The organism is Massilia cavernae (assembly GCF_003590855.1).
GTDB lineage: Bacteria > Pseudomonadota > Gammaproteobacteria > Burkholderiales > Burkholderiaceae_D > Telluria_A > Telluria_A cavernae.
The window spans coordinates 28,666-53,865 of sequence record NZ_QYUP01000124.1; the positions used below are offsets into that span (position 1 = coordinate 28,666).

Annotated in this window: 37 protein-coding genes, 1 tRNA gene and 1 pseudogene; 35 read left to right on the plus strand and 4 right to left on the minus strand. The window is 59.6% G+C overall.

Going from position 1 to position 25,200, the window contains the following annotated elements; all coding sequences use genetic code 11:
* Positions 1–33: 33 nt before the first annotated feature.
* Positions 34–1,323 (minus strand): L-fucose:H+ symporter permease, encoded by a 1,290-nt coding sequence (gene fucP, locus D3872_RS16145; protein ID WP_119811768.1) that lies wholly within the window; start codon positions 1,321–1,323, stop codon positions 34–36.
* Between the two features lie 412 nt (positions 1,324–1,735).
* Between fucP and D3872_RS16150 the strand changes: the two genes are divergently transcribed.
* Genes D3872_RS16150 through D3872_RS16160 form a run of 3 tightly spaced genes read left to right on the plus strand, consistent with a single transcriptional unit; the run spans position 1,736 to position 5,182 of the window.
* Positions 1,736–3,007: an ABC transporter substrate-binding protein gene (locus D3872_RS16150; RefSeq protein WP_182915830.1), complete on the plus strand. Its 1,272-nt coding sequence runs from the start codon at positions 1,736–1,738 to the stop codon at positions 3,005–3,007.
* Positions 3,004–3,717, plus strand: a complete 714-nt coding sequence (locus tag D3872_RS16155) for a response regulator (RefSeq protein ID WP_119811770.1) — start codon at positions 3,004–3,006, stop codon at positions 3,715–3,717. Before D3872_RS16150 ends, D3872_RS16155 begins: the two co-directional genes overlap by 4 nt.
* Entirely contained in the window at positions 3,710–5,182 is a 1,473-nt protein-coding gene (locus D3872_RS16160; protein ID WP_119811771.1) for an ATP-binding protein, read from the plus strand. Before D3872_RS16155 ends, D3872_RS16160 begins: the two co-directional genes overlap by 8 nt.
* Positions 5,183–5,222: 40 nt before the next feature.
* On the opposite strand, the gene D3872_RS26590 is transcribed toward D3872_RS16160, so the two are convergent.
* On the minus strand, positions 5,223–5,435 hold the full coding sequence (locus D3872_RS26590; RefSeq protein WP_229459359.1) for a hypothetical protein: 213 nt from the start codon (positions 5,433–5,435) through the stop codon (positions 5,223–5,225).
* A gap of 46 nt (positions 5,436–5,481) precedes the next feature.
* A pseudogene (locus tag D3872_RS27510) lies at positions 5,482–5,616 on the minus strand (hypothetical protein); the annotation flags it as partial.
* A gap of 234 nt (positions 5,617–5,850) precedes the next feature.
* Between D3872_RS27510 and D3872_RS16170 the strand changes: the two are divergent.
* The 30 genes from D3872_RS16170 (at position 5,851) to dsbD (ending at position 22,327) form a co-directional block, all read left to right on the plus strand.
* Positions 5,851–5,927: transfer RNA gene (locus tag D3872_RS16170), tRNA-Val, on the plus strand.
* A 218-nt stretch (positions 5,928–6,145) separates the two neighbouring features.
* The gene (gene rplC / locus D3872_RS16175) at positions 6,146–6,802 is read left to right on the plus strand and encodes a 50S ribosomal protein L3 (RefSeq protein WP_119811773.1); all 657 of its coding nucleotides are present in this window, start codon (positions 6,146–6,148) and stop codon (positions 6,800–6,802) included.
* A gap of 3 nt (positions 6,803–6,805) precedes the next feature.
* Positions 6,806–7,426, plus strand: a complete 621-nt coding sequence (gene rplD / locus D3872_RS16180) for a 50S ribosomal protein L4 (protein ID WP_119811774.1) — start codon at positions 6,806–6,808, stop codon at positions 7,424–7,426.
* The gene (gene rplW, locus D3872_RS16185) at positions 7,423–7,740 is read left to right on the plus strand and encodes a 50S ribosomal protein L23 (protein ID WP_119811775.1); all 318 of its coding nucleotides are present in this window, start codon (positions 7,423–7,425) and stop codon (positions 7,738–7,740) included. Before rplD ends, rplW begins: the two co-directional genes overlap by 4 nt.
* Complete coding sequence (gene rplB, locus D3872_RS16190; protein WP_119811776.1) at positions 7,740–8,567, plus strand: 50S ribosomal protein L2; 828 nt, start codon at positions 7,740–7,742, stop codon at positions 8,565–8,567. The genes rplW and rplB overlap by 1 nt, the downstream gene beginning before the upstream one ends.
* A 10-nt stretch (positions 8,568–8,577) precedes the next feature.
* Entirely contained in the window at positions 8,578–8,853 is a 276-nt protein-coding gene (gene rpsS, locus D3872_RS16195) for a 30S ribosomal protein S19 (protein ID WP_119811777.1), read from the plus strand.
* A complete protein-coding gene (rplV, locus tag D3872_RS16200) occupies positions 8,850–9,182 on the plus strand; it encodes a 50S ribosomal protein L22 (protein WP_181002795.1) in 333 nt (110 codons plus the stop codon). Before rpsS ends, rplV begins: the two co-directional genes overlap by 4 nt.
* Before the next feature lie 9 nt (positions 9,183–9,191).
* The gene (gene rpsC, locus D3872_RS16205; protein WP_119811778.1) at positions 9,192–10,013 is read left to right on the plus strand and encodes a 30S ribosomal protein S3; all 822 of its coding nucleotides are present in this window, start codon (positions 9,192–9,194) and stop codon (positions 10,011–10,013) included.
* A 2-nt stretch (positions 10,014–10,015) separates the two neighbouring features.
* Positions 10,016–10,435, plus strand: a complete 420-nt coding sequence (rplP, locus tag D3872_RS16210) for a 50S ribosomal protein L16 (RefSeq protein WP_107869960.1) — start codon at positions 10,016–10,018, stop codon at positions 10,433–10,435.
* A gap of 12 nt (positions 10,436–10,447) precedes the next feature.
* A complete protein-coding gene (rpmC, locus tag D3872_RS16215) occupies positions 10,448–10,636 on the plus strand; it encodes a 50S ribosomal protein L29 (protein ID WP_119811779.1) in 189 nt (62 codons plus the stop codon).
* A complete protein-coding gene (gene rpsQ / locus D3872_RS16220; protein WP_119811780.1) occupies positions 10,636–10,908 on the plus strand; it encodes a 30S ribosomal protein S17 in 273 nt (90 codons plus the stop codon). Before rpmC ends, rpsQ begins: the two co-directional genes overlap by 1 nt.
* Before the next feature lie 273 nt (positions 10,909–11,181).
* A complete protein-coding gene (gene rplN, locus D3872_RS16225) occupies positions 11,182–11,550 on the plus strand; it encodes a 50S ribosomal protein L14 (protein ID WP_099789560.1) in 369 nt (122 codons plus the stop codon).
* Positions 11,551–11,559: 9 nt separating this feature from the next.
* Positions 11,560–11,874: a 50S ribosomal protein L24 gene (rplX, locus tag D3872_RS16230; RefSeq protein WP_119811781.1), complete on the plus strand. Its 315-nt coding sequence runs from the start codon at positions 11,560–11,562 to the stop codon at positions 11,872–11,874.
* A gap of 2 nt (positions 11,875–11,876) precedes the next feature.
* Complete coding sequence (rplE, locus tag D3872_RS16235; protein ID WP_119811782.1) at positions 11,877–12,416, plus strand: 50S ribosomal protein L5; 540 nt, start codon at positions 11,877–11,879, stop codon at positions 12,414–12,416.
* Positions 12,417–12,422: 6 nt separating this feature from the next.
* Positions 12,423–12,728 carry a 30S ribosomal protein S14 gene (gene rpsN, locus D3872_RS16240; RefSeq protein WP_119811783.1) on the plus strand — a complete coding sequence of 102 codons (306 nt, stop codon included), beginning with the start codon at positions 12,423–12,425 and terminating at the stop codon, positions 12,726–12,728.
* A gap of 14 nt (positions 12,729–12,742) precedes the next feature.
* A complete protein-coding gene (gene rpsH / locus D3872_RS16245) occupies positions 12,743–13,138 on the plus strand; it encodes a 30S ribosomal protein S8 (protein WP_119811784.1) in 396 nt (131 codons plus the stop codon).
* Positions 13,139–13,148: 10 nt separating this feature from the next.
* Positions 13,149–13,682 (plus strand): 50S ribosomal protein L6, encoded by a 534-nt coding sequence (rplF, locus tag D3872_RS16250; protein ID WP_119811785.1) that lies wholly within the window; start codon positions 13,149–13,151, stop codon positions 13,680–13,682.
* An 11-nt stretch (positions 13,683–13,693) separates the two neighbouring features.
* Positions 13,694–14,056: a 50S ribosomal protein L18 gene (gene rplR / locus D3872_RS16255; RefSeq protein WP_119811786.1), complete on the plus strand. Its 363-nt coding sequence runs from the start codon at positions 13,694–13,696 to the stop codon at positions 14,054–14,056.
* A gap of 12 nt (positions 14,057–14,068) precedes the next feature.
* Positions 14,069–14,587 (plus strand): 30S ribosomal protein S5, encoded by a 519-nt coding sequence (gene rpsE, locus D3872_RS16260; protein WP_119811787.1) that lies wholly within the window; start codon positions 14,069–14,071, stop codon positions 14,585–14,587.
* Positions 14,588–14,597: 10 nt separating this feature from the next.
* Positions 14,598–14,777, plus strand: a complete 180-nt coding sequence (gene rpmD / locus D3872_RS16265) for a 50S ribosomal protein L30 (protein WP_206085891.1) — start codon at positions 14,598–14,600, stop codon at positions 14,775–14,777.
* Positions 14,778–14,808: 31 nt separating this feature from the next.
* The gene (gene rplO / locus D3872_RS16270) at positions 14,809–15,240 is read left to right on the plus strand and encodes a 50S ribosomal protein L15 (RefSeq protein WP_119811789.1); all 432 of its coding nucleotides are present in this window, start codon (positions 14,809–14,811) and stop codon (positions 15,238–15,240) included.
* 32 nt (positions 15,241–15,272) lie between these two features.
* On the plus strand, positions 15,273–16,607 hold the full coding sequence (gene secY / locus D3872_RS16275) for a preprotein translocase subunit SecY (RefSeq protein WP_119811790.1): 1,335 nt from the start codon (positions 15,273–15,275) through the stop codon (positions 16,605–16,607).
* Between the two features lie 37 nt (positions 16,608–16,644).
* Positions 16,645–16,863 (plus strand): translation initiation factor IF-1, encoded by a 219-nt coding sequence (gene infA / locus D3872_RS16280; protein WP_005663428.1) that lies wholly within the window; start codon positions 16,645–16,647, stop codon positions 16,861–16,863.
* Positions 16,864–16,903: 40 nt separating this feature from the next.
* Complete coding sequence (rpmJ, locus tag D3872_RS16285) at positions 16,904–17,017, plus strand: 50S ribosomal protein L36 (protein WP_119811791.1); 114 nt, start codon at positions 16,904–16,906, stop codon at positions 17,015–17,017.
* A gap of 27 nt (positions 17,018–17,044) precedes the next feature.
* Positions 17,045–17,410, plus strand: coding sequence for a 30S ribosomal protein S13 (rpsM, locus tag D3872_RS16290; protein WP_119811792.1), 366 nt, complete (start codon positions 17,045–17,047; stop codon positions 17,408–17,410).
* 14 nt (positions 17,411–17,424) lie between these two features.
* Positions 17,425–17,829 (plus strand): 30S ribosomal protein S11, encoded by a 405-nt coding sequence (gene rpsK, locus D3872_RS16295; protein WP_008444339.1) that lies wholly within the window; start codon positions 17,425–17,427, stop codon positions 17,827–17,829.
* Between the two features lie 230 nt (positions 17,830–18,059).
* Positions 18,060–18,683, plus strand: coding sequence for a 30S ribosomal protein S4 (gene rpsD, locus D3872_RS16300; protein WP_119811793.1), 624 nt, complete (start codon positions 18,060–18,062; stop codon positions 18,681–18,683).
* Between the two features lie 138 nt (positions 18,684–18,821).
* Complete coding sequence (locus D3872_RS16305) at positions 18,822–19,799, plus strand: DNA-directed RNA polymerase subunit alpha (protein ID WP_119811794.1); 978 nt, start codon at positions 18,822–18,824, stop codon at positions 19,797–19,799.
* Positions 19,800–19,967: 168 nt separating this feature from the next.
* A complete protein-coding gene (gene rplQ / locus D3872_RS16310) occupies positions 19,968–20,363 on the plus strand; it encodes a 50S ribosomal protein L17 (protein WP_119811795.1) in 396 nt (131 codons plus the stop codon).
* A gap of 176 nt (positions 20,364–20,539) precedes the next feature.
* A complete protein-coding gene (gene dsbD, locus D3872_RS16315; protein WP_119811796.1) occupies positions 20,540–22,327 on the plus strand; it encodes a protein-disulfide reductase DsbD in 1,788 nt (595 codons plus the stop codon).
* A 17-nt stretch (positions 22,328–22,344) separates the two neighbouring features.
* Here dsbD and D3872_RS16320 read toward each other — a convergent pair whose 3' ends face one another.
* Positions 22,345–22,884, minus strand: a complete 540-nt coding sequence (locus D3872_RS16320; protein WP_119811797.1) for a Spy/CpxP family protein refolding chaperone — start codon at positions 22,882–22,884, stop codon at positions 22,345–22,347.
* A 176-nt stretch (positions 22,885–23,060) separates the two neighbouring features.
* Here D3872_RS16320 and D3872_RS16325 point away from each other — a divergent pair, with 176 nt between their 5' ends.
* Both D3872_RS16325 and D3872_RS16330 read left to right on the plus strand, forming a co-directional pair.
* Positions 23,061–23,789 (plus strand): response regulator, encoded by a 729-nt coding sequence (locus tag D3872_RS16325; protein ID WP_119811798.1) that lies wholly within the window; start codon positions 23,061–23,063, stop codon positions 23,787–23,789.
* On the plus strand, positions 23,786–25,150 hold the full coding sequence (locus tag D3872_RS16330; RefSeq protein WP_119811799.1) for an ATP-binding protein: 1,365 nt from the start codon (positions 23,786–23,788) through the stop codon (positions 25,148–25,150). Before D3872_RS16325 ends, D3872_RS16330 begins: the two co-directional genes overlap by 4 nt.
* The last annotated feature ends 50 nt before the right edge of the window (positions 25,151–25,200 follow it).

Sequence of the window (25,200 nt, forward strand, 5' to 3'; positions counted from 1 at the left end):
CGGCCTTGTGGGCATTGGCGCGGCCGCGAAAATCTATGCGGTGCCGTAGTCGCGCGGGTACAGCGCCCTGTACTTCAGACCATAAAACAGGATGAAGGCGTAACAGGCCAGCGGTACCAGGAAAGAACTGCGGAGGCCGGCATTGTCAGCGACAGCCCCCTGCAGGAAAGGCAGTACGGCGCCGCCGACGATCGCCATGCACAACAGGCCCGCTCCTTCGCCGCTACGCTGACCGAGGCCGTGCAGCGCCATGGCGAAGATCGTGGGGAACATGATGGCGTTGCAAAGTCCAACGGCAAGGAGCGACCACATCGCCACTGCGCCGCGACTGCCGATGGCGCACGCGATCAGGAGCATGGCGCCGACAGCACTGCATGCCAGTACCTTGCCTGGGCTGACATTGCGCATCACGGCGAAGCCGATCAAGCGACCGACCATGGCGCCGCCCCAGTAAATACTGACATAGCCGGCGGCCGTCGCAGGCCCCAGTGATGCGACCTCGTGATCGCCAAGAAAACTGATCAGGAAGCTGCCGATACTGACTTCGCCGCCGACGTACAGGAAAATGGCCAACACACCGTATAGCAGCGGACGATGGGCCAGCAGCGGCGCCCCTTTCTCTTTCCCGATGGAGGCGGGGCTGGCGTGCTTCAGTTGCGGCAGCTTGATCAGGGCGAACATCAGTGCCAGCGCCAATAGCAAGAGCGCCAGTATCAGGTAAGGACCTTCCACGGCTTGCGCCTGGTGCAGGCGGTAAGCAACCCGGTCCGCTTCCGCCAGGTGTGTCACGCGCTCCGGCGATTGGACCACGTCGGACAGGATCAATATGCCTCCCAACGTCGGCGCGACTGCCGTTCCGAGCGCGTTGAACGCTTGCGTGAAGTTCAGGCGACTGGACGCGGTTTCCGGCCTGCCAAGTGCGGCAACGAAGGGATTGGCTGCGACCTGCAGGATAGTGATGCCGGAAGCCAGCACGAAAAACGCGAACAGGAACATGGCGTAAGTGCTGCGCGCGGCCGGATAGAACAAGGCGCAACCGAGTGCGGCGGTCAGGAGGCCGGCCACCGCGCCGCGCTGATAGCCTATGCGGCGCACCAATATGCCCGCTGGCAGGGAGACGAAAAAATAGGCGCCGAAAAAGCAGAACTGCACCAGCATGGCTTGCACGTAGCTGAGTGTGTAGACCGATTTCAGGTGAGGAATGAGGACATCATTCAGAGAAGTCAACAGACCCCACATGAAGAACAGTAGCGTAATAATCGAAAGCGGGCCGTGGCTGGTCGCTTGGGCAGATTTTAAGTGAATCGATGACGTCGTTGGCATGCGGTCTCCTGTTTTTTGATCCCGGCATCCGGGCAATTTGGCGGACATTAACATAACGAAAATCCTTGCGCCATGCATCCTATTTTTTTGAACAAATTTACTAAGTAATTGGTTATAAAGGATTTATTTTTTCTAGACCATCTTCTATGTAACATATGTTTACAATCCGCCGCCCGCTCGCCGGTCCGTTTACACTATGTCGCACAGCTGGTTCTTGCAGCTTTTCCTGACTCTGGCGGTTGTAACAAAACGCAATAAAACAATCACCTTTGTTGCTTGCATTTGTACTCGATTCGCAACGTTTTCGGGATCTGCCGTGGTATTTGCTGTATAGTCAGAATTCTGAAAAATTCATTTCCTAAGGATGTCGTACTAACTAGTTGGATCGATATTTATGCGAGGACAGAACTGTTTGCACCGTATAGCCGTTGCGGTGTCACCATGGGCCTGGGTATTGGTATCAAATTTCTGCCTGCCTCTGACAGTTGCTGCCCAGGCGCAGGAGCTGCGCGTTCTGCACTGGTGGCGATCGCCGGGAGAGCGCCTTGCTTCGGATATGCTGGCGGCCGAGGCGCGCCGGGCACAGATCGGATGGCGCGAAATCGACGTTGGGGACGGCTTTGGCGCGGGCATCGTCCTGCGCAGCAGGATCCTGTCGGGCGACCTTCCCGACGTGGTGCAAGTGAACAGCTTGAGCGTACCCAGCTGGGCGCTGCTGGGGCAGATCGTCGCACTCAACGATGTGGCTGAATCGAGCAATTGGAACGCCACGCTATTGCCGGCCGTTTCACGCATGATGCGGATGGACGGCCAGATGCGCGCCGCCCCTCTCGGCGTCCACCGGGTTAACACACTGTTCTATAACCGCAGGCTACTGGCGAGACTGCGCCTCCGCACGCCCCACACCTGGGATGAATTCGAACGCGTCGCCGAACGCCTGCGGCGCGCCGGCGTCGTACCGCTGGCGCAGAGTAGTGAGCCATGGCAGATCGTCCTTCTGTTTGAAAACCTGTTGCTGGCGCAGGCTGGGGCCGGGTTTCATGGCAGAGTTTTTCTTGGCGCCGACGAATCCGCGTTGGCCGATCCAGACATGGCCCGGGCACTGTTGCAACTGCGCCGGCTGAAACGGTGGATGCCTCAGCCGGTTCCCGAACTCGACTGGCCAACCGTAACGCGGCAACTGGCCGCTGGCGGTGCCGCCATGATGCTGTCGGGCGACTGGGCCAAGGGTGAGCTGAATGCCGCCGGCCTGGTCACCGATCGTGAATTTGGCTGCACGGCGGCTCCCGGTACCGCTGCCATTCACCTGTACGATCTCGACGCCCTGGTCATGCTGCGTTCGCGGCAGCCGGTGCGAGATGCACAGCGCAAGCTGGCACAGATCGTCCTCTCGTCGACATTGCAGAATCGCTACAATCAGCTCAAGGGATCGGTTCCGGTGTTGCGGAGGCCGGACCGCGCTTCAATGGACAGCTGCGCCCGTGCCTCTTGGGACCTGTTGGCGCAGCCGAACGCCGTACTGGTGCCAAGCTACACGGCAGGCACGTCGGGCAATGAGGCCATGCGCAGCGTACTCATCGACGAGCTGCACCGCTTTTTTATGGACGACCAGATCGACGTCCTGGATACCCAACGCCGGCTGATCAAAGCCTGCAGTGCCATCAAGAAGGCCCGCCTGCCATGAAGCGCAAGATTCTCGTCGTCGACGACGACCAAAAAATCCGCACACTGCTCAAGACCTACCTCGAAAAAAACCAATTCGAAGTCATCCTTGCTCACGACGGTTCGTCTTTTCGCAACATGTTCGAGCGCGAAAACGACGAACTTTCGCTGATTGTCCTGGATGTCATGCTGCCGGATACCGACGGCTTCAGTCTGTGCCGCTTCGTTCGCCAGAGCTCGAATATTCCTATCATCATGTTGACCGCAAGTTCGGGCGAGACCGACTGCGTGGTCGGCCTCGAGCTGGGGGCCGACGACTACATGGGGAAACCCTGCAGTCCGCGCGAGCTACTTGCCCGTATCAAGGCAATCCAGCGCCGGGTCGGGATCGAATCCGCCGCCGCGCCGCGCTACTTCCGCTTCGCAGGCTATACACTCGACATCATCGAACGCACCTTGTGCGACTTCGAAAACGCATTGGTGCCGCTGACCGGATTGGACTTCCAGCTATTGAAATGCTTCGTCGAGCGGCCAGGTGATGTCCTTGAGCGCAACCAGCTGCACGAGGCCACGCGCGGGCGCGACGCCGGCCCCCATGACCGGTCGCTCGATGTACAGATCAGCCGCCTGCGTACGCGCCTGAACGACGATGGTCGTGACATACCGCTGATCAAGTCCGTGCGTGGCATCGGCTATGTGTTCTCGGCCGACGTGCGCAGCACCGATGCCTAGCCGCTGGCCCCGGCGGCTGGATGCCGCACTGCCGCAGACCTTGCTTGGACGGCTGACCGCTGCGCTGGTGGCGGCGGTCCTGTTGAGCCAGGTTGTCGGCAATCTGATTTGGAGCACGCAGAGCACCGTGAAGGCCGAGGCCGAAACCCGGGGCGCCGCCCAGTCGATCGCGTACAGTGCCGCCGGTGCTATACGCTTTTTCCTGAGTCTATCGCCCAGCTACCATCAAATCATCATTCAACAGTTCCGTGAAATGGGCGGCACCCGTTTGTTCGCCACGATCAACCGTGCACCGATCAACATCGCCGCAATCGACGAGCAACCGCTGGCCAGCCTTGCCATCCGTCAGGTCAGCGCGACGCTGACCACGGCATTGCCGAGTGTCCGCAGGATTCATGTCGCCTTTGCCTGGCCAAGGCAACTTCAGGTCAGCGATGCCGGTACAATGATCGCCGATCTCCCTGACAGCTGGGTACAGCACATCGTATTATCCAAAACCGAGCCTGCACCGATCCTGGTGATCCAGGTGGAGCTGGCGCGGGATCGCTGGTTGTACCTAGCGACACTGATGCCAAATCCATACTTCCTGGGCAATGGGAATCTGCTCACCAGTGAGCGACTGATATTGCAGGGCATGACATTGATGTTCGTGTTGGCGGTAACGATCTTTGTCGTTCGCAGGTCCATCTATCCGCTGGCCGAATTGTCGACTGCGGCGGAAGCATTCGCGCGAGGCGAGCCTGTGCCGCTTTTGCCGCAGTGCGGCAGCAAGGAGTTCGTCAGCACAGCGCGCGCCTTCAGCGCAATGCGCGAACATATTCAAGGCTATATCGAAGACCGGGAACGGCTGTTCGTAGGGATTTCGCATGATCTGCGTACCCCCATCATGCGTTTGAGGCTGCGTGCAGAGCTACTCAACGATGACGACGCGCGTGTAGAATTCCACGAGGATCTCGACGAACTGGACATGATGCTCAAGGCCGCCCTGCAGCACGTTCAGGATAGTAATATTCACGAGAACATGACTAATATCAGGCTTGATGTACTGCTGGCCCGGATGGTGCGCGACGCCAGACTGGCCGGACACGTCGTGGCTTATGGCGGCACGGAACTAAGCGTGACGGCGAAGCCGCTCGCTCTCAAGCGCGCGATCGGCAACCTGCTGGACAACGCACTGCACTACGGTTCCCGGGTGGAGATTGTAGCGCGCGGATCAGAGGGCGATATCTCTATCGAGATCCGCGACCACGGCCCGGGCGTTCCGACCGAAGCCCTGGAGGCACTGTTTGACCCGTACGTTCGACTCGATCATGGCCGCCAAAGAAACAGTGGCGGCATGGGACTGGGCCTCGGCATTGCACGCCGGCTGGTTCAAGGCATGAGTGGAAAGCTCGTGCTGGTGAATCATCCGGCGGGAGGACTATCTGCCACCATCGTGCTCGCGGCCGGCACGGCGGATGCGTGACCCGGCTGCCGGATGACATTAATTGGATGGTTGTGGAAGCTCAGTGCAAAGATTTCAGTGTGCGCAATATGCGTTCGACCCGACGACCATACGGCGGTTGAAAGGCACTGAATGAATTCCAGCGAGACTGGATAAACACGGGCTTCTCCTTGCTGAAACTGAGAAAACCGTATTCGCCATGATAGCTGCCCATGCCGCTGGCGCCCACGCCCCCAAATGGCAGGTCCTCGTGCGTCACATGCCAGCGCTTCATCCAGCGTGTCGTACGCCATCACGGGCAACAGTGGACCGAAAATCTCTTCTCGCATCAAATCCATGTCGTTGTTCGCGTTGATGACCATCACAGGTGATAGCTTGCGATCACTAGCCCCTTGGCCCTCTTGCCGGGAAAGTGGCACGATCTCTCCTCCTTTTTCTTTGGCGTCACTCAACAATCGAAGCAGACGGTCATAGTGACGAGGAGAGACAATGCTTGTGTAATCCGGGTTCCCGCAATCGAAGGATACAAAGTGGCAACAGCGTTCTGCATGGCCTGCGCGAACTGATGCACGTGCTCACGCGGCACAAGCACGTAATCAGGGGCCGCACAAGTCTGGCCGGCGTTGGGCTTGCTATCTGCCGCCTTTCCTTGCGCAACCCAGGCCGGCGCAGATATAATGCCGCTCCCCGGGCGGTTAGTTCAGCTGGTTAGAATACTTGGTCGACATCCAAGGGGTCGCAGATTCGAATTCTGCACCGCCCACCAGATTTCCACGCAGGCGCCGTCCTGCAGTCGTTCCCCGCAGCATCGTCGATGCGCCCAATGCGCAACAACCCGACATACCCCAAACATTCTCGTTGCGTCAAGCCCCTTATCGCGCTATACTAGCCGGCTTCGGTATGGGTTCGTCTTTTTTGAATCTGTGCTTTTACTTGGTAGTTAAACATCAGCCCCGCCCAATCGCAGGTGGGAATGGAGAAAAAATGAGCCTAGGCCTTCTCGGTCGCAAGGTTGGCATGATGCGCATCTTCACGGATGACGGGGATTCGATCCCAGTCACCGTGCTCGACGTATCGAACAACCGTGTTGCGCAAATCAAAACTCCTGAAACGGACGGTTACTCCGCTGTTCAGGTTGCATTCGGTCAACGTCGCGCTTCCCGCGTGACCAAGGCAGTTGCAGGTCACCACGCTAAAGCTGGCGTTGAAGCCGGTACGATGCTGAAGGAATTCCGCGTCGATGCCGCTAAGGCCGCTGAAATGAAGACTGGCGACATCGTCGCAGCTTCCCTGTTCGAAGTTGGCCAGAAAATCGACGTGCAAGGCACCTCGATCGGTAAAGGCTACGCCGGTACCATCAAGCGTCACAACTTCGCATCCGGTCGTCAAACCCACGGTAACTCGCGTTCGCACAACGTTCCAGGTTCCATCGGTATGGCGCAGGATCCGGGCCGCGTTTTCCCAGGCAAGCGCATGACCGGCCACATGGGTGACGTCACCGTGACCACCCAGAACCTCGAAATCGCTCGTATCGATGCCGACCGTCAGCTGCTGCTGGTCAAGGGCGCGGTACCAGGCGCGAAAAATGGCCAGGTAGTGGTATCGCCTGCGGTCAAAGTTAAAGCACAGAAGGGAGCTTAAACGATGGAACTCAAGCTTCTGAATGAGCAAGGTAAAGAAGGCGCCAACGTAGCCGCAGCCGACACCGTTTTCGGCCGTGAATACAATGAAGCCCTGATCCACCAGATCGTGGTTGCTTACGCTGCAAACGCACGTAGCGGTAACCGCAAGCAGAAGGATCGTGAAGAAGTTCACCACACGACCAAGAAGCCTTGGCGCCAGAAGGGCACCGGCCGCGCCCGTGCCGGTATGTCGTCGTCGCCTCTGTGGCGCGGTGGTGGCCGTATCTTCCCGAACTCGCCTGACGAGAACTTCAGCCACAAAGTCAACAAGAAGATGTATCGCGCAGGTATCTGCTCGATCCTGTCCCAGCTGGCCCGTGAAGGTCGCCTGAGCGTCATCGAAAACCTGAGCATCGAAGCTCCAAAGACCAAGCTGCTGTCGCAAAAACTGCAGTCGATGGGCCTGGAATCGGTTCTGGTTATCACCGACACGCTCGAGGAAAACCTGCTGCTGGCATCGCGCAACCTGCCGAACGTGCTGGTTGTCGAGCCGCGTCACGCTGACCCGATGTCGCTGGTGTTCTACAAAAAAGTTCTGGTCACCAAAGCAGCGCTGGCCAAGCTTGAGGAGATGTTCGCATGAGCGGCGTAATGAAATTCAGCGAAGAGCGCCTGATGAAGGTGCTCCAGGCTCCGGTCATTTCCGAGAAGGCCACCATGGTCGCGGAAAAGAACGAGCAGATCGTTTTCCGCGTTCTGCCGGATGCGACCAAGCCTGAAATCAAGGCAGCCGTTGAACTGTTGTTCAAGGTTGAAGTCCTGTCGGTCCAGACAGCCAATCGCGAAGGTAAGCAAAAGCGTTCGGGCCGTTTCAATGGCCGTCGCAACCATACCAAGCGTGCTTTCGTGTGCCTGAAGCCTGGCCAGGAAATCAATTTTGTCGAGGAGGCTAAATAATGGCACTCGTTAAGATGAAGCCAACCTCCCCAGGCCGTCGCGGCATGGTGAAGGTTGTCAACGCCGACCTGTACAAGGGTCGTCCGTTCGCAGCCCTGGTTGAAAAGAAATCGAAGACTGCTGGCCGTAACAACAACGGTCACATCACCACCCGCCACATCGGCGGTGGCCACAAGCAGCACTATCGCCTGATCGACTTCAAGCGTCAGAAGGATGGCATCCCGGCGAAGGTCGAGCGTATCGAATACGACCCGAACCGTACCGCGAACATCGCACTGCTGTGCTATGCAGACGGCGAGCGCCAGTACATCATCGCTACCAAGGGCATGGCCGTTGGCGACAGCGTGATGAACGGCTCGGAAGCGCCTATCAAGTCGGGCAACTGCCTGCCGATCCGCAACATTCCGGTCGGTACCGTGATGCACTGCGTCGAAATGCTGCCAGGTAAAGGTGCCCAGATGGCACGTACCGCCGGCGCCGGCGTCGTGCTGATGGCGCGCGAAGGCACCTACGCCCAGGTTCGCCTGCGCTCGGGTGAAGTTCGCCGCGTGCATATCGAGTGCCGCGCAACCGTGGGCGAAGTCGGCAACGCCGAACACAGCCTGCGCAAGATCGGTAAAGCTGGTGCGATGCGCTGGCGCGGTGTTCGTCCTACCGTTCGCGGTGTGGTCATGAACCCGATCGATCACCCGCACGGTGGTGGTGAAGGTCGTACGGCAGCTGGTCGTCATCCAGTGTCGCCATGGGGTCAACAGACGAAGGGTAAGAAGACGCGTTCGAACAAGCGCACTTCTTCGATGATCGTTTCGCGCCGCGGCAAGAAATAAGGGATAAGAAATGACACGTTCATTGAAAAAAGGGCCGTTTATCGATGCCCACCTGGTGAAAAAAGTCGAAGCCGCGCAAGCGAACAAAGACAAAAAGCCAGTCAAAACCTGGTCGCGCCGTTCGACGATCTCGCCTGACTTCATCGGCCTGACGATCGCGGTTCATAACGGCAAGCTGCACGTGCCGGTATATGTTTCCGAAAACATGGTCGGCCACAAGCTTGGCGAATTCGCACTGACCCGTACGTTCAAGGGCCATGCCGCTGACAAGAAGGCGAAGAAATAATGGAAACCAAAGCTATCCTCAAAGGTGTGCGCCTGTCGGACCAAAAGGGCCGTCTGGTCGCCGATCTGATCCGTGGCAAGAAAGTTGACGCAGCACTCAACATCCTGCAATTCAGCCCGAAGAAAGGTGCAACCATCATCAAGAAAGTGCTGGAGTCCGCAATCGCGAACGCCGAGCACAATGATGGCGCCGACATCGACGAACTGAAGGTCGTTCAGATCTACGTTGAAAAGGGCCCGATCCTGAAGCGCTTCACTGCACGCGCTAAAGGCCGGGGTGATCGTATCTCGAAACAATCCTGTCACATCTACGTGACTGTCGGCAACTAAGGGGTCACGATGGGACAGAAGATTCATCCAACAGGCTTCCGCCTGTCAGTAACCCGTAACTGGGCTTCGCGCTGGTATGCAGGCAATGGCAACTTTGCCTCGATGCTGAACGAAGACCTCAAGGCACGCGCGTTCCTGAAAAAGAAACTGAAGAACGCTTCGGTTGGCCGCATCGTCATCGAGCGTCCTGCAAAGAACGCACGCTTCACGATCTACAGCTCGCGCCCAGGCGTGGTCATTGGTAAAAAAGGCGAAGACATCGAAGTACTGAAGTCGTCGCTGACCAAGATCATGGGCGTGCCTGTGCACGTGAACATCGAAGAGATCCGCAAGCCGGAAATCGACTCGCAGCTGATCGCCGACTCGATCTCGCAGCAGCTGGAAAAGCGCATCATGTTCCGCCGCGCAATGAAGCGCGCAATGCAAAACGCAATGCGCCTCGGTGCCCTCGGTATCAAGATCATGTCTTCCGGCCGCCTGAACGGTATCGAAATCGCCCGTACCGAGTGGTATCGCGAAGGTCGTGTGCCTCTGCACACCCTGCGCGCCGATATCGACTATGGCACCAGCGAAGCTTCGACCACCTACGGCATCATCGGTGTCAAGGTCTGGGTTTACAAAGGTGACCGTTCGGCCACCGGCGAAGCTCCGGTCATCGAGACGCCTGCTGACGAGAAGAAGACCCGCGGTCCGCGCCGTGACGATGGTAAGCCAGCCGGCCGTCCACGTCCTGCCGGTGCCAAAACCCCAGCTGCGCCTGGCGTCCGTGCCCGTCCTGCCGTCAAGGTAGCGCCGGCTGCCGCTGCACCAGCTGAGAAAGCAGGAGAATAATCATGCTGCAACCAGCACGCAGAAAATACCGTAAAGAGCAGAAAGGCCGTAACACCGGCATTTCGCACACCGCCGGCACTTCCGTGTCGTTCGGCGAATTCGGCCTGAAGGCAGTTGCCCGCGGCCGTATCACCGCGCGCCAGATCGAGTCCGCACGTCGCGCCATGACCCGTCACATCAAGCGTGGCGGCCGTATCTGGATTCGTGTGTTCCCGGACAAGCCGATCTCGAACAAGCCTGCCGAAGTCCGTATGGGTAACGGTAAGGGCAACCCGGAGTACTACGTTGCGGAAATCCGCCCGGGCAAGGTCCTGTACGAGATGGACGGTGTTGCAGAAGAACTGGCACGCGAAGCGTTCCGCCTGGCTGCTGCCAAACTGCCACTGGCAACGACTTTCGTCGTGCGCCAGGTCGGCCAATAAAAGGAGTTGTCAATGAATGCAAAAGAACTCCGCGGCAAAGACCAGGAAGCTCTGCAAAAAGAGCTGAATGAGTTGTTGAAGGCCCAGTTCGGCCTGCGCATGCAAATCGCTACGCAGCAGCTGAGCAACACTTCCCAGCTCAAGAAGGTACGCCGCGATATCGCGCGTGTGAAGACCGTTATGAACTCGAAGGAAGCCTAATGAACGACACTACCAAACTTGCGCTGAAGCGTACGCTGGTCGGTAAAGTGGTTTCCGACAAGATGGACAAGACTGTCACCGTCCTGATCGAGCGTCACGTCAAGCACCCGCTGTACGGCAAGATCATCATGCGTTCGAACAAGTATCACGCGCATGACGAGACCAACTCGGCCAAGACCGGTGACACGGTTGAAATCCAGGAAGGTCGCCCGATCTCGAAGACCAAGGCATGGACCGTCACCAAGGTTGTACAAGTAGCCCAGGTGCTGTAAATGCCTTACCCCGGAAGTGCGGAAGCGTCTGACGCTTTCGTGCAACCGGTATAAATTGTTCTTGCGGGCCCGCCAGTATTCTGCGATACTAGCGGGCTTCGTTCATGTATTGCCGCATTTTTAGTCACCCCGGTGTAAGCGGCCTGAACCGAAACGTTACTGGAAAGTCCATCACCCAATCAGCAGCTCCAGCAGGAGTTACTGGCGGGACCAAGACTGACCGCAGGCCCACGCTGTGGGGTTTCTTCGGCTTAAGTTGGGAAAGAGAATACTATGATTCAAACTGAAAGCCGGCTCGAAGTGGCCGACAATACTGGTGCCAAAGAAGTCATGTGCATCAAGGTATTGGGCGGTTCCAAGCGCCGTTATGCTGGCATTGGCGACGTGATCAAGGTAACCATCAAGGTTGCTGCGCCACGCGGCCGTGTCAAAAAAGGTGAAATTTATAACGCCGTGGTTGTGCGTACCGCTAAAGGTGTGCGCCGCCAAGACGGTTCGCTGGTGAAGTTCGACGGCAACGCCGCCGTTCTGCTGAACGCCAAGCTCGAACCGATCGGTACCCGTATTTTTGGACCAGTCACGCGCGAACTGCGTACTGAGAAGTTCATGAAGATCGTGTCCCTGGCACCTGAAGTTCTGTAAGGAGTCGTAATGGATAAGATTCGTAAAAACGACGAAGTCATCGTTCTGACCGGCAAAGACAAGGGCAAGCGTGGCGTGGTTCAGAAGCGTGTAGACGCTGAACACGTCGTGGTTGAAGGCGTCAACGTCGCTAAAAAAGCGACCAAGCCTAACCCAATGACCGGCGTAACTGGTGGTATCGTCGATAAGACTATGCCGATTCACGTGTCCAACGTTGCCCTGTTCAATGCAGCGACTGGCAAGGCAGACCGCGTAGGCTTCAAAGACGTAGACGGCAAGAAAGTCCGCGTTTACAAGTCCTCCGGCGAAGTAGTGAAGGTTTAATCATGGCCCGTCTCCAGCAAATCTACAAAGACAAGGTTGTTGCCGACCTGGTAGCCAAGTTCGGCTACAAATCGGCAATGGAAGTGCCGCGCCTGACCAAGATCACCCTGAACATGGGTCTCTCGGAAGCCGTCGCCGACAAGAAGATCATTGAGCACGCAGTGGGCGACCTGACCAAGATCGCCGGCCAGAAGCCAGTGATCACCAAGGCGCGCAAGGCAATCGCAGGTTTCAAGATCCGCGAAGGCTACCCGATCGGTACCATGGTCACCCTGCGTGGCGCTCGCATGTACGAGTTCCTGGATCGTCTGATCACCGTGGCCCTGCCGCGCGTGCGTGACTTCCGTGGTGTCAATGGCAAATCGTTCGACGGTCGTGGCAACTACAACATCGGCGTCAAGGAACAGATCATCTTCCCTGAAATCGAGTACGACAAGATCGACGCGCTGCGTGGCATGAACATCTCGATCACCACCACCGCGAAGACCGACGACGAAGCGAAAGCTCTGCTCGCCGCCTTTAAATTCCCGTTCAGGAACTAATAGATCATGGCAAAACTCGCACTGATTAACCGTGAACAGAAGCGTGCAGACCTGGTGGAGAAATTCGCCGCAAAGCGTGCCGCTCTGAAGGCCATCATCGATGACCAGTCCAAGTCGGAAGAAGAGCGTTATGAAGCTCGTCTGAAGTTGCAGGCCCTGCCGCGCAACTCGGCCCCGACCCGCCAGCGTAACCGCTGCGCAGTGACCGGCCGTCCACGTGGCACGTTCCGTAAATTCGGTCTGGCCCGTATCAAGCTCCGTGAATTTGCCATGCGTGGCGAGATTCCGGGTATGACTAAAGCAAGCTGGTAATAGGAGAATATGCAATGAGTATGAGCGATCCTATCGCCGATATGCTGACCCGCATCCGCAATGCGCAAGGTGTTCAGAAGACGACCGTGGCCATGCCATCGTCGAAAGTGAAGATTGCAATTGCCAACGTCCTCAAGGACGAGGGTTACATTGAAGATTTCGCCGTCACCGAAGAAGGTGGCAAAGCGGAACTGAAGATCGGTTTGAAGTATTACGTAGGCCGTCCGGTCATCGAGCGCCTCGAGCGCGTTTCCCGTCCAGGGCTGCGCGTCTACAAGGGCAAAGATGAAATCCCGAGCGTCATGAATGGCTTGGGCGTGGCGATCGTGTCGACCCCGCAAGGCGTCATGACGGACCGCAAAGCGCGCGCCACCGGTGTCGGCGGCGAAGTGATTTGCTACGTGGCTTAAGGAGTAGACGATGTCTCGAGTAGCTAAGATGCCAATCGCTGTCCCAGCTGGCGCCGAAGTGGCGATCACTGCAGCAGCGATCACGGTCAAGGGCCCGCTGGGCACCCTGACCCAGAGCCTGAATGGCCTGGTAAAAGTAGAAAACAAAGACAACACGCTGACCTTCGACGTCGTCGACGACAGCCGTGAGTCGAATGCGATGTCCGGCACCTTGCGTGCCCTGGTCAACAATATGGTGACCGGCGTGACCAAAGGCTTCGAGAAGAAGCTGTCCCTGGTGGGCGTGGGCTACAAGGCCCAGGCTGCCGGCGACAAGCTGAACCTCTCGCTGGGTTTCTCGCATCCAGTTGCACACGCGATGCCGGAAGGCGTCACCGCAACCACCCCAACCCCGACCGAAATCATCATCAAGGGTATCGATCGTCAAAAGGTTGGCCAGGTTGCCGCTGAAGTGCGTGCTTACCGCTCCCCTGAGCCTTACAAGGGCAAGGGCGTCCGCTATGTGGACGAAGTGGTTAAGCTTAAAGAAACCAAGAAGAAATAATAGGGCCGACCATGGACAAGAAAGAATCACGTCTGCGTCGTGGACGCCAGACCCGCATCAAGATCGCCCAGCTTGGCGTGAACCGCCTGTCGGTACACCGCACCAACCTGCACATCTATGCGAACCTGATCTCCCCGGACGCGAAAGTGCTCGTTTCGGCTTCGACCCTCGAAGCCGAAGTGCGCGCCGAGCTGGCTGGCCAGTCGGGCAAGGGCGGCAATGCCGCCGCTGCCGCCCTGGTAGGCAAGCGCGTTGCGGAAAAAGCACTGAAAGCCGGAATCACCGAAGTAGCGTTCGACCGCTCGGGTTTCCGTTACCACGGCCGTGTGAAGGCGCTGGCGGAAGCCGCGCGTGAAGCCGGTCTGAAGTTCTAAGGAAGAATCGTCATGGCAAAAATGCAAGCGAAAATGCAAAGCGACAAGCCGGATGATGGCATGCGCGAAAAAATGATCGCGATCAACCGCGTGACCAAAGTGGTCAAGGGTGGTCGTATCATGGGTTTTGCGGCACTGACCGTAGTTGGTGACGGCGATGGCCGCATCGGCATGGGCAAGGGCAAGTCGAAGGAAGTACCGGTCGGTGTGCAGAAGGCAATGGAAGAAGCCCGCCGCAACCTGATCAAGGTACCGCTCAAGAACGGCACCCTGCACCACACCGTTTCGGGCCGCCACGGCGCCTCGAAGGTGATGATGTCCCCGGCCAAGCCAGGTACTGGCGTGATCGCCGGCGGTGCAATGCGCGCTATCTTCGAAGTGATGGGCGTAACCGATGTGGTCGCGAAGTCCACCGGTTCGTCGAATCCTTACAACCTCGTCCGCGCGACGCTGGATGGCCTGTCGAAGATGAGCACCGCTTCCGACATCGCCGCCAAGCGTGGCAAGTCGGTCGAAGACATCCTGGGCTAAGGTGAAGACAATGGCAAACACCATCAAAGTACAACTGGTCAAGGGCCTGATCGGCACCAAGCAGGATCACCGCGCCACCGTGCGTGGCCTGGGCCTGCGTCGTGTCAACTCGGTCTCCGAGCTGCAGGACACCCCATCCGTGCGCGGCATGATCAACAAAGTCTCGTACCTCGTGAAAGTTGTCTCTTAAGCGCCTGTCGCTGACGAGAACGGAGAAAACAATGGAATTGAACACAATCCAACCAGCCGAAGGCGCCAAGCACTACAAGCGCCGCGTCGGCCGCGGTATCGGTTCGGGCCTGGGCAAGACCGCGGGTCGCGGCCACAAGGGCCAGAAGTCGCGTTCGGGCGGCTTCCACAAGGTCGGCTTCGAAGGCGGTCAGATGCCTCTGCAGCGCCGTCTGCCTAAGCGCGGTTTCAAGTCGCTCAACGCCACCTTCAAAGCTGAAGTGCGCCTGTCCGACCTGAACAACCTGCCTGTCGGCGACGTCGACATCCTGGTTCTGAAGCAAGCAGGCATCCTGCCAGTGCTGGCGCGCGACGTGCGCGTCATCCTGTCCGGCGAAGTCACCAAGGCGGTGAACCTCAAGGGCCTGAAGGCAACGGCGGGCGCGAAAGCGGCAATCGAAGCAGCCGGCGGCTCGGTCGCTTAAGTTGCAGCCTAACAGCTTGATCGGAGCATAAAGTGGCGACTAATTCACAACTCGGTAAAAGTGCAGCGTCTGGTTTCCCTTGGGGCCGGCTGTGGTTTTTGCTTGGCGCATTGGTCGTGTACCGCATCGGTGCCCATGTCCCCGTACCGGGCATCGACCCGGTACAGCTGGCATCGCTGTTCAAGCAGAACGAGGGCGGCATCCTGGGCATGTTCAACATGTTCTCGGGTGGCGCGCTGGAACGCTTCACGGTTTTTGCGCTCGGCATCATGCCGTACATTTCGGCCTCGATCATCATGCAGCTGGCGTCCATCGTGTCGCCCCAGCTGGAAGCACTGAAGAAAGAGGGCGAGGCAGGACGCCGCAAGATCACCCAGTACACCCGCTACTTCACGGTGGCGCTGGCACTGTTCCAGGCCTTCGGCATCGCCGTCGCGCTTGAGTCGCAGGCCGGACTGGTCATCGATCCTGGCATGGCATTCCGCTTCGTGACCGTGGTCACCCTGTTGACGGGTACCATGTTCCTGATGTGGCTCGGCGAGCAGATCACTGAGCGTGGTTTGGGCAACGGTATCTCGATCATCATTTTTGCCGGTATCGCAGCAGGTCTGCCGTCGGCGCTGGGTGGCTTGTTCTCCCTGGTGTCCACCGGTTCGATCTCGAGCCTGGCAGCGATCTTCATCGTGGTGCTGGTGGCTTTGGTTACTTACCTTGTCGTGTTCGTCGAACGCGGCCAGCGCAAGATCCTGGTCAACTATGCGAAACGCCAGGTCGGCAACAAGGTGTACGGCGGCCAAACCAGCCACCTGCCCCTGAAGCTGAACATGGCAGGCGTGATCCCGCCGATCTTTGCATCGTCGATCATCCTGTTCCCGGCGACCATCGTGGACTGGTTCACGCGCGGCAAGGATTCGACTTCGCCGGTGATCGGCTTCCTGAAGGACCTGGCGGCTTCGCTGGGACCTGGCGAACCGATCCATGCGTTGCTGTATGCGGTAGCCATCGTATTCTTCTGTTTCTTCTACACCGCGCTGGTATTCAACAGCAAGGAAACAGCGGACAACTTGAAGAAGAGCGGCGCCTTCGTTCCCGGGATCCGTCCTGGCGAGCAGACCGCGCGCTACATCGACAAGATCCTGATGCGCCTGACCTTGGCTGGTGCCGTCTACATTACGGCCGTCTGCTTGTTGCCTGAATTTATGCAAGCCCAATGGAAAGTGCCATTCTACTTTGGCGGTACTTCCCTGTTGATTATTGTGGTTGTCACCATGGACTTCATGGCGCAAGTACAGAACTACGTCATGTCGCAGCAATATGAATCGCTGCTGCGCAAGGCAAATTTCAAGGGCGGAATCCCGACGCGATAAGCAATTGCTTACCGCGAACCAGGAGTGCACAAACCGAATGGCAAAAGACGACGTCATCCAAATGCAGGGCGAGATTCTCGAGAATCTGCCGAATGCAACGTTTCGAGTGAAGCTGGAAAACGGGCACGTGGTGCTCGGACACATCTCGGGTAAAATGCGGATGAACTATATCCGCATTCTCCCCGGCGACAAAGTAACGGTGGAGTTGACGCCTTACGACCTGTCCCGGGCCCGCATTGTGTTCCGGACCAAGTAAACAATTTAAGTAACTGAACCAATCCAAAGAGAGTGCAAAAATGAAAGTTCTCGCATCAGTCAAGCGGATCTGCCGCAACTGCAAAGTTATCAAGCGCAAAGGTGTGGTCCGCGTAATCTGCGTCGAACCGCGTCACAAGCAGCGTCAAGGTTAATTAACGTTATTTATTGAGGAATAACGAATGGCACGTATTGCAGGGGTTAATATCCCAAATCATCAGCACACCGTAATCGGCCTTACCGCCATCTACGGTATCGGCCGTCCTCGCTCGCAGAAGATCTGCGCCGAGACCGGTGTACCGACCAACAAGAAGGTCAAGGACCTGGACGACTCCGAACTGGAAAAGCTGCGTGACGCAGTTGGCTCGTTCGTAGTTGAAGGCGATCTGCGCCGTGAGCTCTCCATGAACATCAAGCGTTTGATGGACCTGGGTTGCTACCGCGGCATGCGTCACCGCAAGGGCCTGCCAGTGCGCGGTCAGCGTACCCGCACCAATGCTCGTACTCGCAAGGGTCCGCGCAAGGCCGCACAATCGCTCAAGAAATAATCTAGGAAACGACCATGGCTAAGCAACAAAGCAGCGCCGCAGCAGCGCGCGTACGCAAAAAAGTTAAGAAGAACGTCGCCGAAGGTATCGCACACGTGCACGCTTCGTTCAACAACACCATCATCACGATCACCGATCGCCAGGGCAATGCCCTGTCGTGGGCGACGTCCGGCGGTGCTGGCTTCAAGGGTTCGCGCAAATCGACCCCGTTCGCAGCGCAGGTTGCGGCTGAAGCGGCAGGCAAGGTCGCTGTCGAGTGCGGCGTGAAGAACCTGGAAGTGCGTATCAAGGGCCCAGGCCCAGGTCGCGAATCCGCGGTTCGCGCTTTGAACAACCTGGGTATCAAGATCACCGAGATCCAGGACGTGACGCCAGTTCCGCACAACGGCTGCCGTCCACCGAAGCGTCGTCGCATCTAAATAACGGTTGGCGAGGTTCGCTTCGTCGCCTGTTGTTTAATGGCCGCGCAATACGGCTGTTCGTTGAAGAAGATCGCCGGTGCAGTGTCCGAATAGGATATACTGCCCGGCTATTGTCGCCTGCCGTGCACATGCACGCGGGCTTTAAGCCACGTCCGGCCCGCAGGGAATCGGACTAGCGCCTGTCGCCATGATGGTGTCGGGGCGTCATAATTTATAAAGGAAGTATTGTGGCACGTTATATCGGACCAAAAGCAAAACTGTCCCGCCGCGAAGGCACGGACCTGTTCCTCAAGAGCGCACGCCGCTCCCTCGATTCGAAGTGCAAGCTGGACGTCAAGCCAGGCCAGCACGGTGTCAAGTCGGGTGCCCGCACCTCGGACTACGGCAACCAGCTGCGCGAAAAGCAGAAGGTCAAGCGCATGTACGGCATCCTCGAGCGCCAGTTCCGCCGCTACTTCGCTGAAGCGAACCGCCGCAAGGGCAACACCGGCGAAACGCTGCTGCGCCTGCTGGAATCGCGTCTCGACAACGTCTGCTACCGCATGGGCTTTGGCTCGACCCGCGCCGAAGCGCGCCAGCTGGTCAGCCACAAGGCATTCACCGTGAACGGTAACGTCGTCAACATCGCTTCCTACGCAGTCAAGACCGGCGACGTCATCGCCGTGCGCGAAAAGGCCAAGAAGCAGGTTCGTATCGTCGAAGCACTGTCGCTGGCTGAACAGGGCGGCATGCCAAGCTGGGTGTCGGTCGACAGCAAGAAGATGGAAGGTACCTTCCGTTCGTTCCCAGAGCGTAACGAGATCGCTAACGACGTCAACGAAGCGCTGATCGTCGAACTGTACTCGCGTTAATAGCAGTATAAGCACCTTCGTGTTGTTCCTCCCATTGGTCGGAACAACCTCCGCCCGCTCCAACAAGGAGCGGGCGTTTTCACTAATGCCATCAGCCTTATCGGTGTAATGAGCCGAGGGTATTGAAAAGGACATTTCATGCAAAACAGTTTGTTGAAGCCACGTATTATCGATGTCGAGGCACTCGCTGCCGGTCACGCCAAAGTCGTGATGGAGCCGTTTGAACGTGGCTATGGCCACACCTTGGGTAACGCGTTGCGCCGCGTACTGCTGTCGTCGATGGTCGGCTATGCGCCAACCGAAGTGACGATCGCCGGCGTGGTCCATGAGTACTCGTCGCTGGACGGCGTACAGGAAGACGTCGTCGACCTGCTGCTGAACCTCAAGGGCGTGGTATTCAAGGTGCACAACCGCGATTCCGTCACGCTGACCCTGAAGAAGGAAGGCGAAGGCGCGATCCTGGCATCGGACATCGACCTGCCGCATGACGTCGAACTGATCAACCCGGACCACGTGATCGCTCACCTGACCGCCGGTGGCAAGCTGGACATGCAGATCAAGGTCGAGAAGGGCCGTGGCTACGTTCCTGGCAATGTGCGCCGCCTGTCGGAAGACACCAACAAGACCATCGGCCGCATCATCCTGGACGCATCGTTCTCGCCAGTGCGCCGCGTGTCGTACGCAGTGGAATCGGCCCGTGTCGAACAGCGTACCGACCTGGACAAGCTGATCATCAACATCGAGACCAACGGCGTCATCACCCCGGAAGAAGCGATCCGCCAGTCGGCACGCGTGCTGGTTGACCAGCTCAACGTGTTCGCTGCGCTGGAAGGCACCGAAGCGGCCGCCGAAGCACCATCGCGTGCTCCGCTGGTCGATCCGATCCTGCTGCGCCCGGTCGACGACCTGGAACTGACCGTGCGTTCGGCCAACTGCCTGAAAGCAGAAAACATCTACTACATCGGCGACCTGATCCAGCGTTCGGAAAACGAACTGCTGAAGACGCCGAACCTGGGCCGCAAGTCCCTGAACGAGATCAAGGAAGTGCTGGCATCGCGCGGCCTGACCCTCGGCATGAAGCTGGAAAACTGGCCGCCTGCTGGCCTGGAAAAGTAATAGTATTCACCCGAAAGTACAACCCTACTTTCGGGTGCGTTCAGCCAATAAGGACTGGCAAAGCCAGATCCTTTTTGGATGACAAAACCGTAGTAAACCACCCATATTCAACCGGCCCGCGCGCAAGCGATCGAAGAGCTGGATTTAAACAAACCGAAAGGAACTACCATGCGTCACCGTCACGGCCTTCGCAAGCTGAATCGTACTTCGTCCCACCGCCTGGCTATGCTGCGCAACATGACCGTTTCCCTGCTGCGTCATGAAGCCATCAAAACCACCGTGCCAAAAGCTAAGGAACTGCGCCGCGTTATCGAGCCGATCCTGACCCTGGGCAAGACCGACACCCTGGCGAACAAGCGTCTGGCATTCTCCCGCCTGCGCGATCGCGAAATGGTTCTGAAGCTGTTCGCTGAACTCGGCCCACGCTACGCAAACCGCAACGGCGGCTACCTGCGTATCCTGAAAATGGGTTTCCGCGTTGGCGACAATGCACCGATGGCATACGTCGAACTGCTGGACCGTCCAGAAGTTACCGATGCTGAAGAAGCACCAACCGCTGAGTAATCAGCCGGTTAGAAAAAAAGCCAGGCCTAGCCTGGCTTTTTTTTTCGCCCGTTTTTCCGGGCTGACCCCGGTCTTTGCAATTGTAGATAAGCAGCCCTTAAGCACGTTCTCGTTCCCCCGGTGTACTATTCTGGTGCGCCGAAGCGCGCCTGTCGAACACAGAACAAAAGGAAGTTATGCACCGTCTGCCGTCCCTCCGCCTGCTGGCCATCCAGGCCGCCGCACTGCTGTTGCTGGCTCTGTCCGTGCTGCTTGGCGCCGCAAGCGCCCGCGCGGAAGAGGAGTTCCTCGATCCCGCTGACGCCTTCCGCTTTACGGCCCGCATGGCCGATCCGCAGACCATCGCCGTGACCTGGGAAATCGCCGACAAGTACTACATGTACCGCGAACGCTTCAAGTTCACCGCCACTGGCGCTACCCTGGGCGAGCCGCAGTTCCCGCCCGGTAAGGTCAAATACGACGAAACCTTCCAGAAGGACGTCGAAATGTACCGAAACGTAGTCACGATCATGATCCCGGTGCAGGCCGCGGGCATGTTCACCCTGAACGCCACCAGCCAGGGCTGCGCCGACGCCGGCCTGTGCTACTCGCCGCAGGACACCAGCGCGCGCCTCGTGGCCACGGGATCCGGTGGCGGCGGCATGAGCGTACCGGGCGCGCCGGCACCACTCGCTCCCGCAGCGGCAATCGCCGACGCGCAGCCCGCCTCCGAGCTGTCCGGCATCGTCTCCGTGCTGGGCGGCGGCAAGCTGCTGGTCATCGTTCCTGCCTTCATCCTGCTTGGCCTCGGCCTCGCATTCACGCCCTGCGTGCTGCCGATGGTGCCTATCCTGTCCTCGATCATCGTGGGCGAGGGCGCGCAGGCGAAGCGCTCGCGCGGCTTCATCCTGTCGCTGGCGTATTCGCTCGGCATGGCGATTGTCTACACCGCGCTGGGCGTCGCCGCCGGGCTGATCGGGGAGGGTCTTGCGGCCGCCCTGCAGAACCCTTGGGTGCTGGGCGCCTTCGGTTTGCTGATGGTGGCGATGGCACTGTCGATGTTCGGCGTGTACGACCTGCAACTGCCTGCCGCGCTGCAGACCCGGCTGGCAGGCGCATCCGGCCGCCGCTCGTCCGGCAAACTGGCCGGCGTGTTCGCCATGGGTGCGATCTCGGCCCTGATCGTCGGCCCCTGCGTCGCCGCGCCGCTGGCCGGCGCGCTGGTCTACATCAGCCAGACCCGCGATGTGCTGATCGGCGGCGCCGCGCTGTTTGCGATGGCGGTCGGCATGAGCATCCCGCTGCTGCTGGTCGGCGTATCCGCAGGATCGCTGCTGCCGCGCGCCGGCGCATGGATGGAAGCGGTCAAGAAATTCTTCGGCGTGCTGATGCTGGCGATGGCCCTGTGGCTGGTGTCGCCGGTGCTGCCGCCGGTGGCGCAGATGCTCGGCTGGACCGCGCTGCTGCTCGGCTACGGCTTCTACCTGCTGCGTTCCACCCGCCACTTTGGCGCGATGGCCATGGGCGCGGCTTTCGCCATCCTGGGCGCGATCCAGCTGGTTGGCGTAGTCTCCGGCGCGCGCGACCCGCTCGCCCCGCTGGCGCACCTTAATGGCGGTGCAGCGCATGGCCTGACCTTCAAGCGCATCAAGACCGTTGCCGACCTTGACGCTGCGCTGGCGAATGCCGGCGGCAAGACCGTCATGCTCGACTTCTACGCCGACTGGTGCGTTTCGTGCAAGGAAATGGAAAAGCTGACCTTCGTCGACGAGCGCGTGCAGGCCCGCCTCGAAAACACGCTGCTGCTGCAAGTTGACGTCACCGCCAACGATGCGGCCGACAAAGCCATGCTGAAGCGCTTCACGCTGTTCGGCCCGCCAGCGATCATCCTGTTCGACAAGCAGGGCCAGGAAATCGCCGACAGCCGCGTGATCGGCTACCAGGATCCCGGCAAGTTCCTGGGATCTCTGAGCCGGCTCAACTAAATAAGAAAAGGCAACGGTCAGCTTGCCTTGCCGTGCTCCATGCCATGGCCACCATGCCCATCGTGCCCATGGTGCATGCCGCGATGCCTCATGCCGTGGCGGCCGCCGTGCTTGCTGTTCTCGTCGAACAGCTTCTGCTGCTCAGGCGACAGCGCCGCGAACAGCTGCCGTGTGGCAGCCAGGCGCGCTTCCATGCGCGCGATGCGCTGCTTGGCCATCTCGATGCGCCTTTCCATGTGCTGCGGAGTGGACAGCGCCTTCCAGTCGCCACGCTCACCGCGTGCCTGCGGCGTGCCGGCCGGCTTAATTGCCGCCTGGTAAGCGGCCCACGCAGGTTCCTGCGCGGCGCTCAGTTTGAGCGCATCATGCAGCTTGGCTTGGTGCCTGGCGCAATGCGCGGCGCGCTTGGCTTGCCATTCGGCACGTTTGGCATCCCGTTCCTGCTGCGTCATGGCGTGGCCCTGGCGGCCTTCCTCGGCGGCGAACGATGGCAGCACAGCGCTGCCCAGTCCAAGGACGGTGAGACCGATTACGATACTCTTGCGAAGTGCGTTCATGTTGTTTGCTTCCTTCAGGTTGGGGTTGGACTACGGGATCCATCATGGCCCTGGGATGTAACGACGCAGTGTCCGCTGCCCGAGAGTTTGTATCTGTTTGTATCGCTTCCCTGTCAATATACACAGCGATACAAATAGGCCGTGCAGGCTGTCCTTAAGTCAGGATAATTGCGGTTATGGATACTCCCTCTACTATTCTCATCGTCGACGACGACCGCGACATCCGTTCACTGCTGGCCGACTACCTCGAGGCCAACGGCTACCGCGCCCTGGTTGCGCCCGACGGCGCCGGCATGTGGAAGGCGCTCGACGACGCGCGCCCCGACCTGATCGTGCTCGACCTGAACATGCCGGGCGACGACGGCCTGACCCTGTGCCGCAAGCTGCGCGCCACCTCGACCATGCCGGTGATCATGCTCACCGCGCGCAGCGAACCGCTCGACCGCATCCTCGGCCTCGAGATGGGCGCCGACGACTACCTGCCCAAGCCGTTCGAACCGCGCGAGCTGCTGGCCCGCATCCGCAGCGTGCTGCGGCGCAGCCACGCGATGCCGTCGAACACCCCGTTCGACAACGCCCAGCGCATGCGCTTCTCCGGCTGGACGCTCGACCTCACCGCGCGCCACCTGATCAACCCGGACGGCCTGGTGATCATGCTGTCGGGCGCCGAGTTCCGCCTGCTGCGCGTGTTCCTCGAGCACCCGAACCGCGTGCTCAACCGCGACCAGCTGCTGAACCTCACGCAGGGCCGCGACGCCGACCCGTTCGACCGCTCGATCGACATCCAGATCAGCCGCCTGCGCCAGAAGCTGGGCGAGGACGCGCGCCTGCCGCAGATCATCAAGACGGTGCGCAACGGCGGCTACGTGCTGGCGGGGCAAGTTACCGTGGAGCCAGGCGCATGAGGGCGTTCTTCGGATCGATGACCGGGCGCGTGTTCCTGACCCTGCTGCTCGGTACCGTATTCTCGGCTGCGCTGACCCAGCTGCTGGCCGAGGCCGAGCGCCAGCGCGTGATCTCGGATTTCCGCAGCATCCATGCGCTCGACCGCGCCGAGCAGCTGATCACGGCCGCCGAAATCGTGCCCGCCTCGGCGCGCCTGGCCTACCTGGGCGTCGCCAACCGCCCCGGCATACGGCTGGAAGAAGTGACCGGCGCGCTGCCGGTGGCGCCGCAGCACTCCGAATTCACCGCCGCGCTGGCCCAGCGCATGGGCAAGGGTTACCAGTTCGCGACCATTGCCGCGCGCCCGAAGGAATGCGATATCCCGCGCCCCCAGTCCAGCATCTTCGGGCCGAAGGAAGCGCTGTGGAAGGGCGCCTGCGAAAGCATCGACGTGAACCTGCCCGACGGCGGACGGCTGCGCCTGCAGATCCTGCCGCCGCCGCCATCGGTACTGGCCACCGAGACCGACTACCGCCTGATCATCGCGCTGTTCCTGGGCAGTATCGCGGTCCTGGCCTACCTGGTCGCGCGCATGACCACGCGCCCGCTCAAGCAGCTGGCGCAGGCGGCGAAAGATCTCGGCAACGACATCAACCACCCGCCGCTGGTGCTCGAAGGCGCCAGCGAGATTCGCCAGGCCAGCGCCGCCTTCAATGCCATGCAGGCGCGCATCCGCCAGTACATCGCGCAGCGCACCCAGATGCTGGCCGCGATCACCCACGACCTGCAGACCCCGCTGACGCGCATGCGCCTGCGGCTGGAAAAGGTCGGCGACCACGATCTGCAGGAGCGCCTGATCGGCGACCTGTCGGCGATGCAGCAAATGGTGCGCGAAGGCCTGGACCTGGCGCGCAGCACCGACAATACCGAAGCGATGCAGGCGCTCGACCTCGACTCGCTGCTCGACAGCGTGTGCTCGGACGCCACCGACGCCAGCCAGCGGGTGGCGCTGCACGGGCGCGCCGGCATGGCCGTCATGGGCCGCCCGCTGGCCTTGCGGCGCTGCCTCGCCAACCTGATCGACAACGCGGTCAAGTACGGCAACCAGGCCGAACTGACCGTCGAGCGCGCGGCCGGCGCCGCGCGCATCCGCATCCGCGACCGCGGTCCCGGCATCGCCCGCGACGAGCAGGCGCGCGTGTTCGAGCCGTTCTACCGCGTCGAAAGCTCGCGTTCGCGCGAGTCGGGCGGCACCGGCCTTGGCCTGCCGATCGCACGCAATATCGCGGAGCAGCACGGCGGCAGCGTCACGCTGGCCAACCACCTCGACGGCGGGCTGGAAGTGACCCTTGTGCTGCCCCAGGCTTATCCCGGTAAATAAACGCGGCGTGATCGCCTTGCCTTATCCATAAATAACTGACGAAGAGCCGC

Coding starts and splice junctions, on each gene's coding strand:
- fucP (WP_119811768.1), bottom strand. CDS start 1,323: ATGCCAACGACGTCATCGATTCACTTAAAATCTGCCCAAGCGACCAGC.
- D3872_RS16155 (WP_119811770.1), top strand. CDS start 3,004: ATGAAGCGCAAGATTCTCGTCGTCGACGACGACCAAAAAATCCGCACA.
- D3872_RS16160 (WP_119811771.1), top strand. CDS start 3,710: ATGCCTAGCCGCTGGCCCCGGCGGCTGGATGCCGCACTGCCGCAGACC.
- D3872_RS26590 (WP_229459359.1), bottom strand. CDS start 5,435: ATGAAGCGCTGGCATGTGACGCACGAGGACCTGCCATTTGGGGGCGTG.
- rplC (WP_119811773.1), top strand. CDS start 6,146: ATGAGCCTAGGCCTTCTCGGTCGCAAGGTTGGCATGATGCGCATCTTC.
- rplD (WP_119811774.1), top strand. CDS start 6,806: ATGGAACTCAAGCTTCTGAATGAGCAAGGTAAAGAAGGCGCCAACGTA.
- rplW (WP_119811775.1), top strand. CDS start 7,423: ATGAGCGGCGTAATGAAATTCAGCGAAGAGCGCCTGATGAAGGTGCTC.
- rplB (WP_119811776.1), top strand. CDS start 7,740: ATGGCACTCGTTAAGATGAAGCCAACCTCCCCAGGCCGTCGCGGCATG.
- rpsS (WP_119811777.1), top strand. CDS start 8,578: ATGACACGTTCATTGAAAAAAGGGCCGTTTATCGATGCCCACCTGGTG.
- rpsC (WP_119811778.1), top strand. CDS start 9,192: ATGGGACAGAAGATTCATCCAACAGGCTTCCGCCTGTCAGTAACCCGT.
- rplP (WP_107869960.1), top strand. CDS start 10,016: ATGCTGCAACCAGCACGCAGAAAATACCGTAAAGAGCAGAAAGGCCGT.
- rpmC (WP_119811779.1), top strand. CDS start 10,448: ATGAATGCAAAAGAACTCCGCGGCAAAGACCAGGAAGCTCTGCAAAAA.
- rpsQ (WP_119811780.1), top strand. CDS start 10,636: ATGAACGACACTACCAAACTTGCGCTGAAGCGTACGCTGGTCGGTAAA.
- rplN (WP_099789560.1), top strand. CDS start 11,182: ATGATTCAAACTGAAAGCCGGCTCGAAGTGGCCGACAATACTGGTGCC.
- rplX (WP_119811781.1), top strand. CDS start 11,560: ATGGATAAGATTCGTAAAAACGACGAAGTCATCGTTCTGACCGGCAAA.
- rplE (WP_119811782.1), top strand. CDS start 11,877: ATGGCCCGTCTCCAGCAAATCTACAAAGACAAGGTTGTTGCCGACCTG.
- rpsN (WP_119811783.1), top strand. CDS start 12,423: ATGGCAAAACTCGCACTGATTAACCGTGAACAGAAGCGTGCAGACCTG.
- rpsH (WP_119811784.1), top strand. CDS start 12,743: ATGAGTATGAGCGATCCTATCGCCGATATGCTGACCCGCATCCGCAAT.
- rplF (WP_119811785.1), top strand. CDS start 13,149: ATGTCTCGAGTAGCTAAGATGCCAATCGCTGTCCCAGCTGGCGCCGAA.
- rplR (WP_119811786.1), top strand. CDS start 13,694: ATGGACAAGAAAGAATCACGTCTGCGTCGTGGACGCCAGACCCGCATC.
- rpsE (WP_119811787.1), top strand. CDS start 14,069: ATGGCAAAAATGCAAGCGAAAATGCAAAGCGACAAGCCGGATGATGGC.
- rpmD (WP_206085891.1), top strand. CDS start 14,598: ATGGCAAACACCATCAAAGTACAACTGGTCAAGGGCCTGATCGGCACC.
- rplO (WP_119811789.1), top strand. CDS start 14,809: ATGGAATTGAACACAATCCAACCAGCCGAAGGCGCCAAGCACTACAAG.
- infA (WP_005663428.1), top strand. CDS start 16,645: ATGGCAAAAGACGACGTCATCCAAATGCAGGGCGAGATTCTCGAGAAT.
- rpmJ (WP_119811791.1), top strand. CDS start 16,904: ATGAAAGTTCTCGCATCAGTCAAGCGGATCTGCCGCAACTGCAAAGTT.
- rpsM (WP_119811792.1), top strand. CDS start 17,045: ATGGCACGTATTGCAGGGGTTAATATCCCAAATCATCAGCACACCGTA.
- rpsK (WP_008444339.1), top strand. CDS start 17,425: ATGGCTAAGCAACAAAGCAGCGCCGCAGCAGCGCGCGTACGCAAAAAA.
- D3872_RS16305 (WP_119811794.1), top strand. CDS start 18,822: ATGCAAAACAGTTTGTTGAAGCCACGTATTATCGATGTCGAGGCACTC.
- rplQ (WP_119811795.1), top strand. CDS start 19,968: ATGCGTCACCGTCACGGCCTTCGCAAGCTGAATCGTACTTCGTCCCAC.
- dsbD (WP_119811796.1), top strand. CDS start 20,540: ATGCACCGTCTGCCGTCCCTCCGCCTGCTGGCCATCCAGGCCGCCGCA.
- D3872_RS16320 (WP_119811797.1), bottom strand. CDS start 22,884: ATGAACGCACTTCGCAAGAGTATCGTAATCGGTCTCACCGTCCTTGGA.
- D3872_RS16325 (WP_119811798.1), top strand. CDS start 23,061: ATGGATACTCCCTCTACTATTCTCATCGTCGACGACGACCGCGACATC.
- D3872_RS16330 (WP_119811799.1), top strand. CDS start 23,786: ATGAGGGCGTTCTTCGGATCGATGACCGGGCGCGTGTTCCTGACCCTG.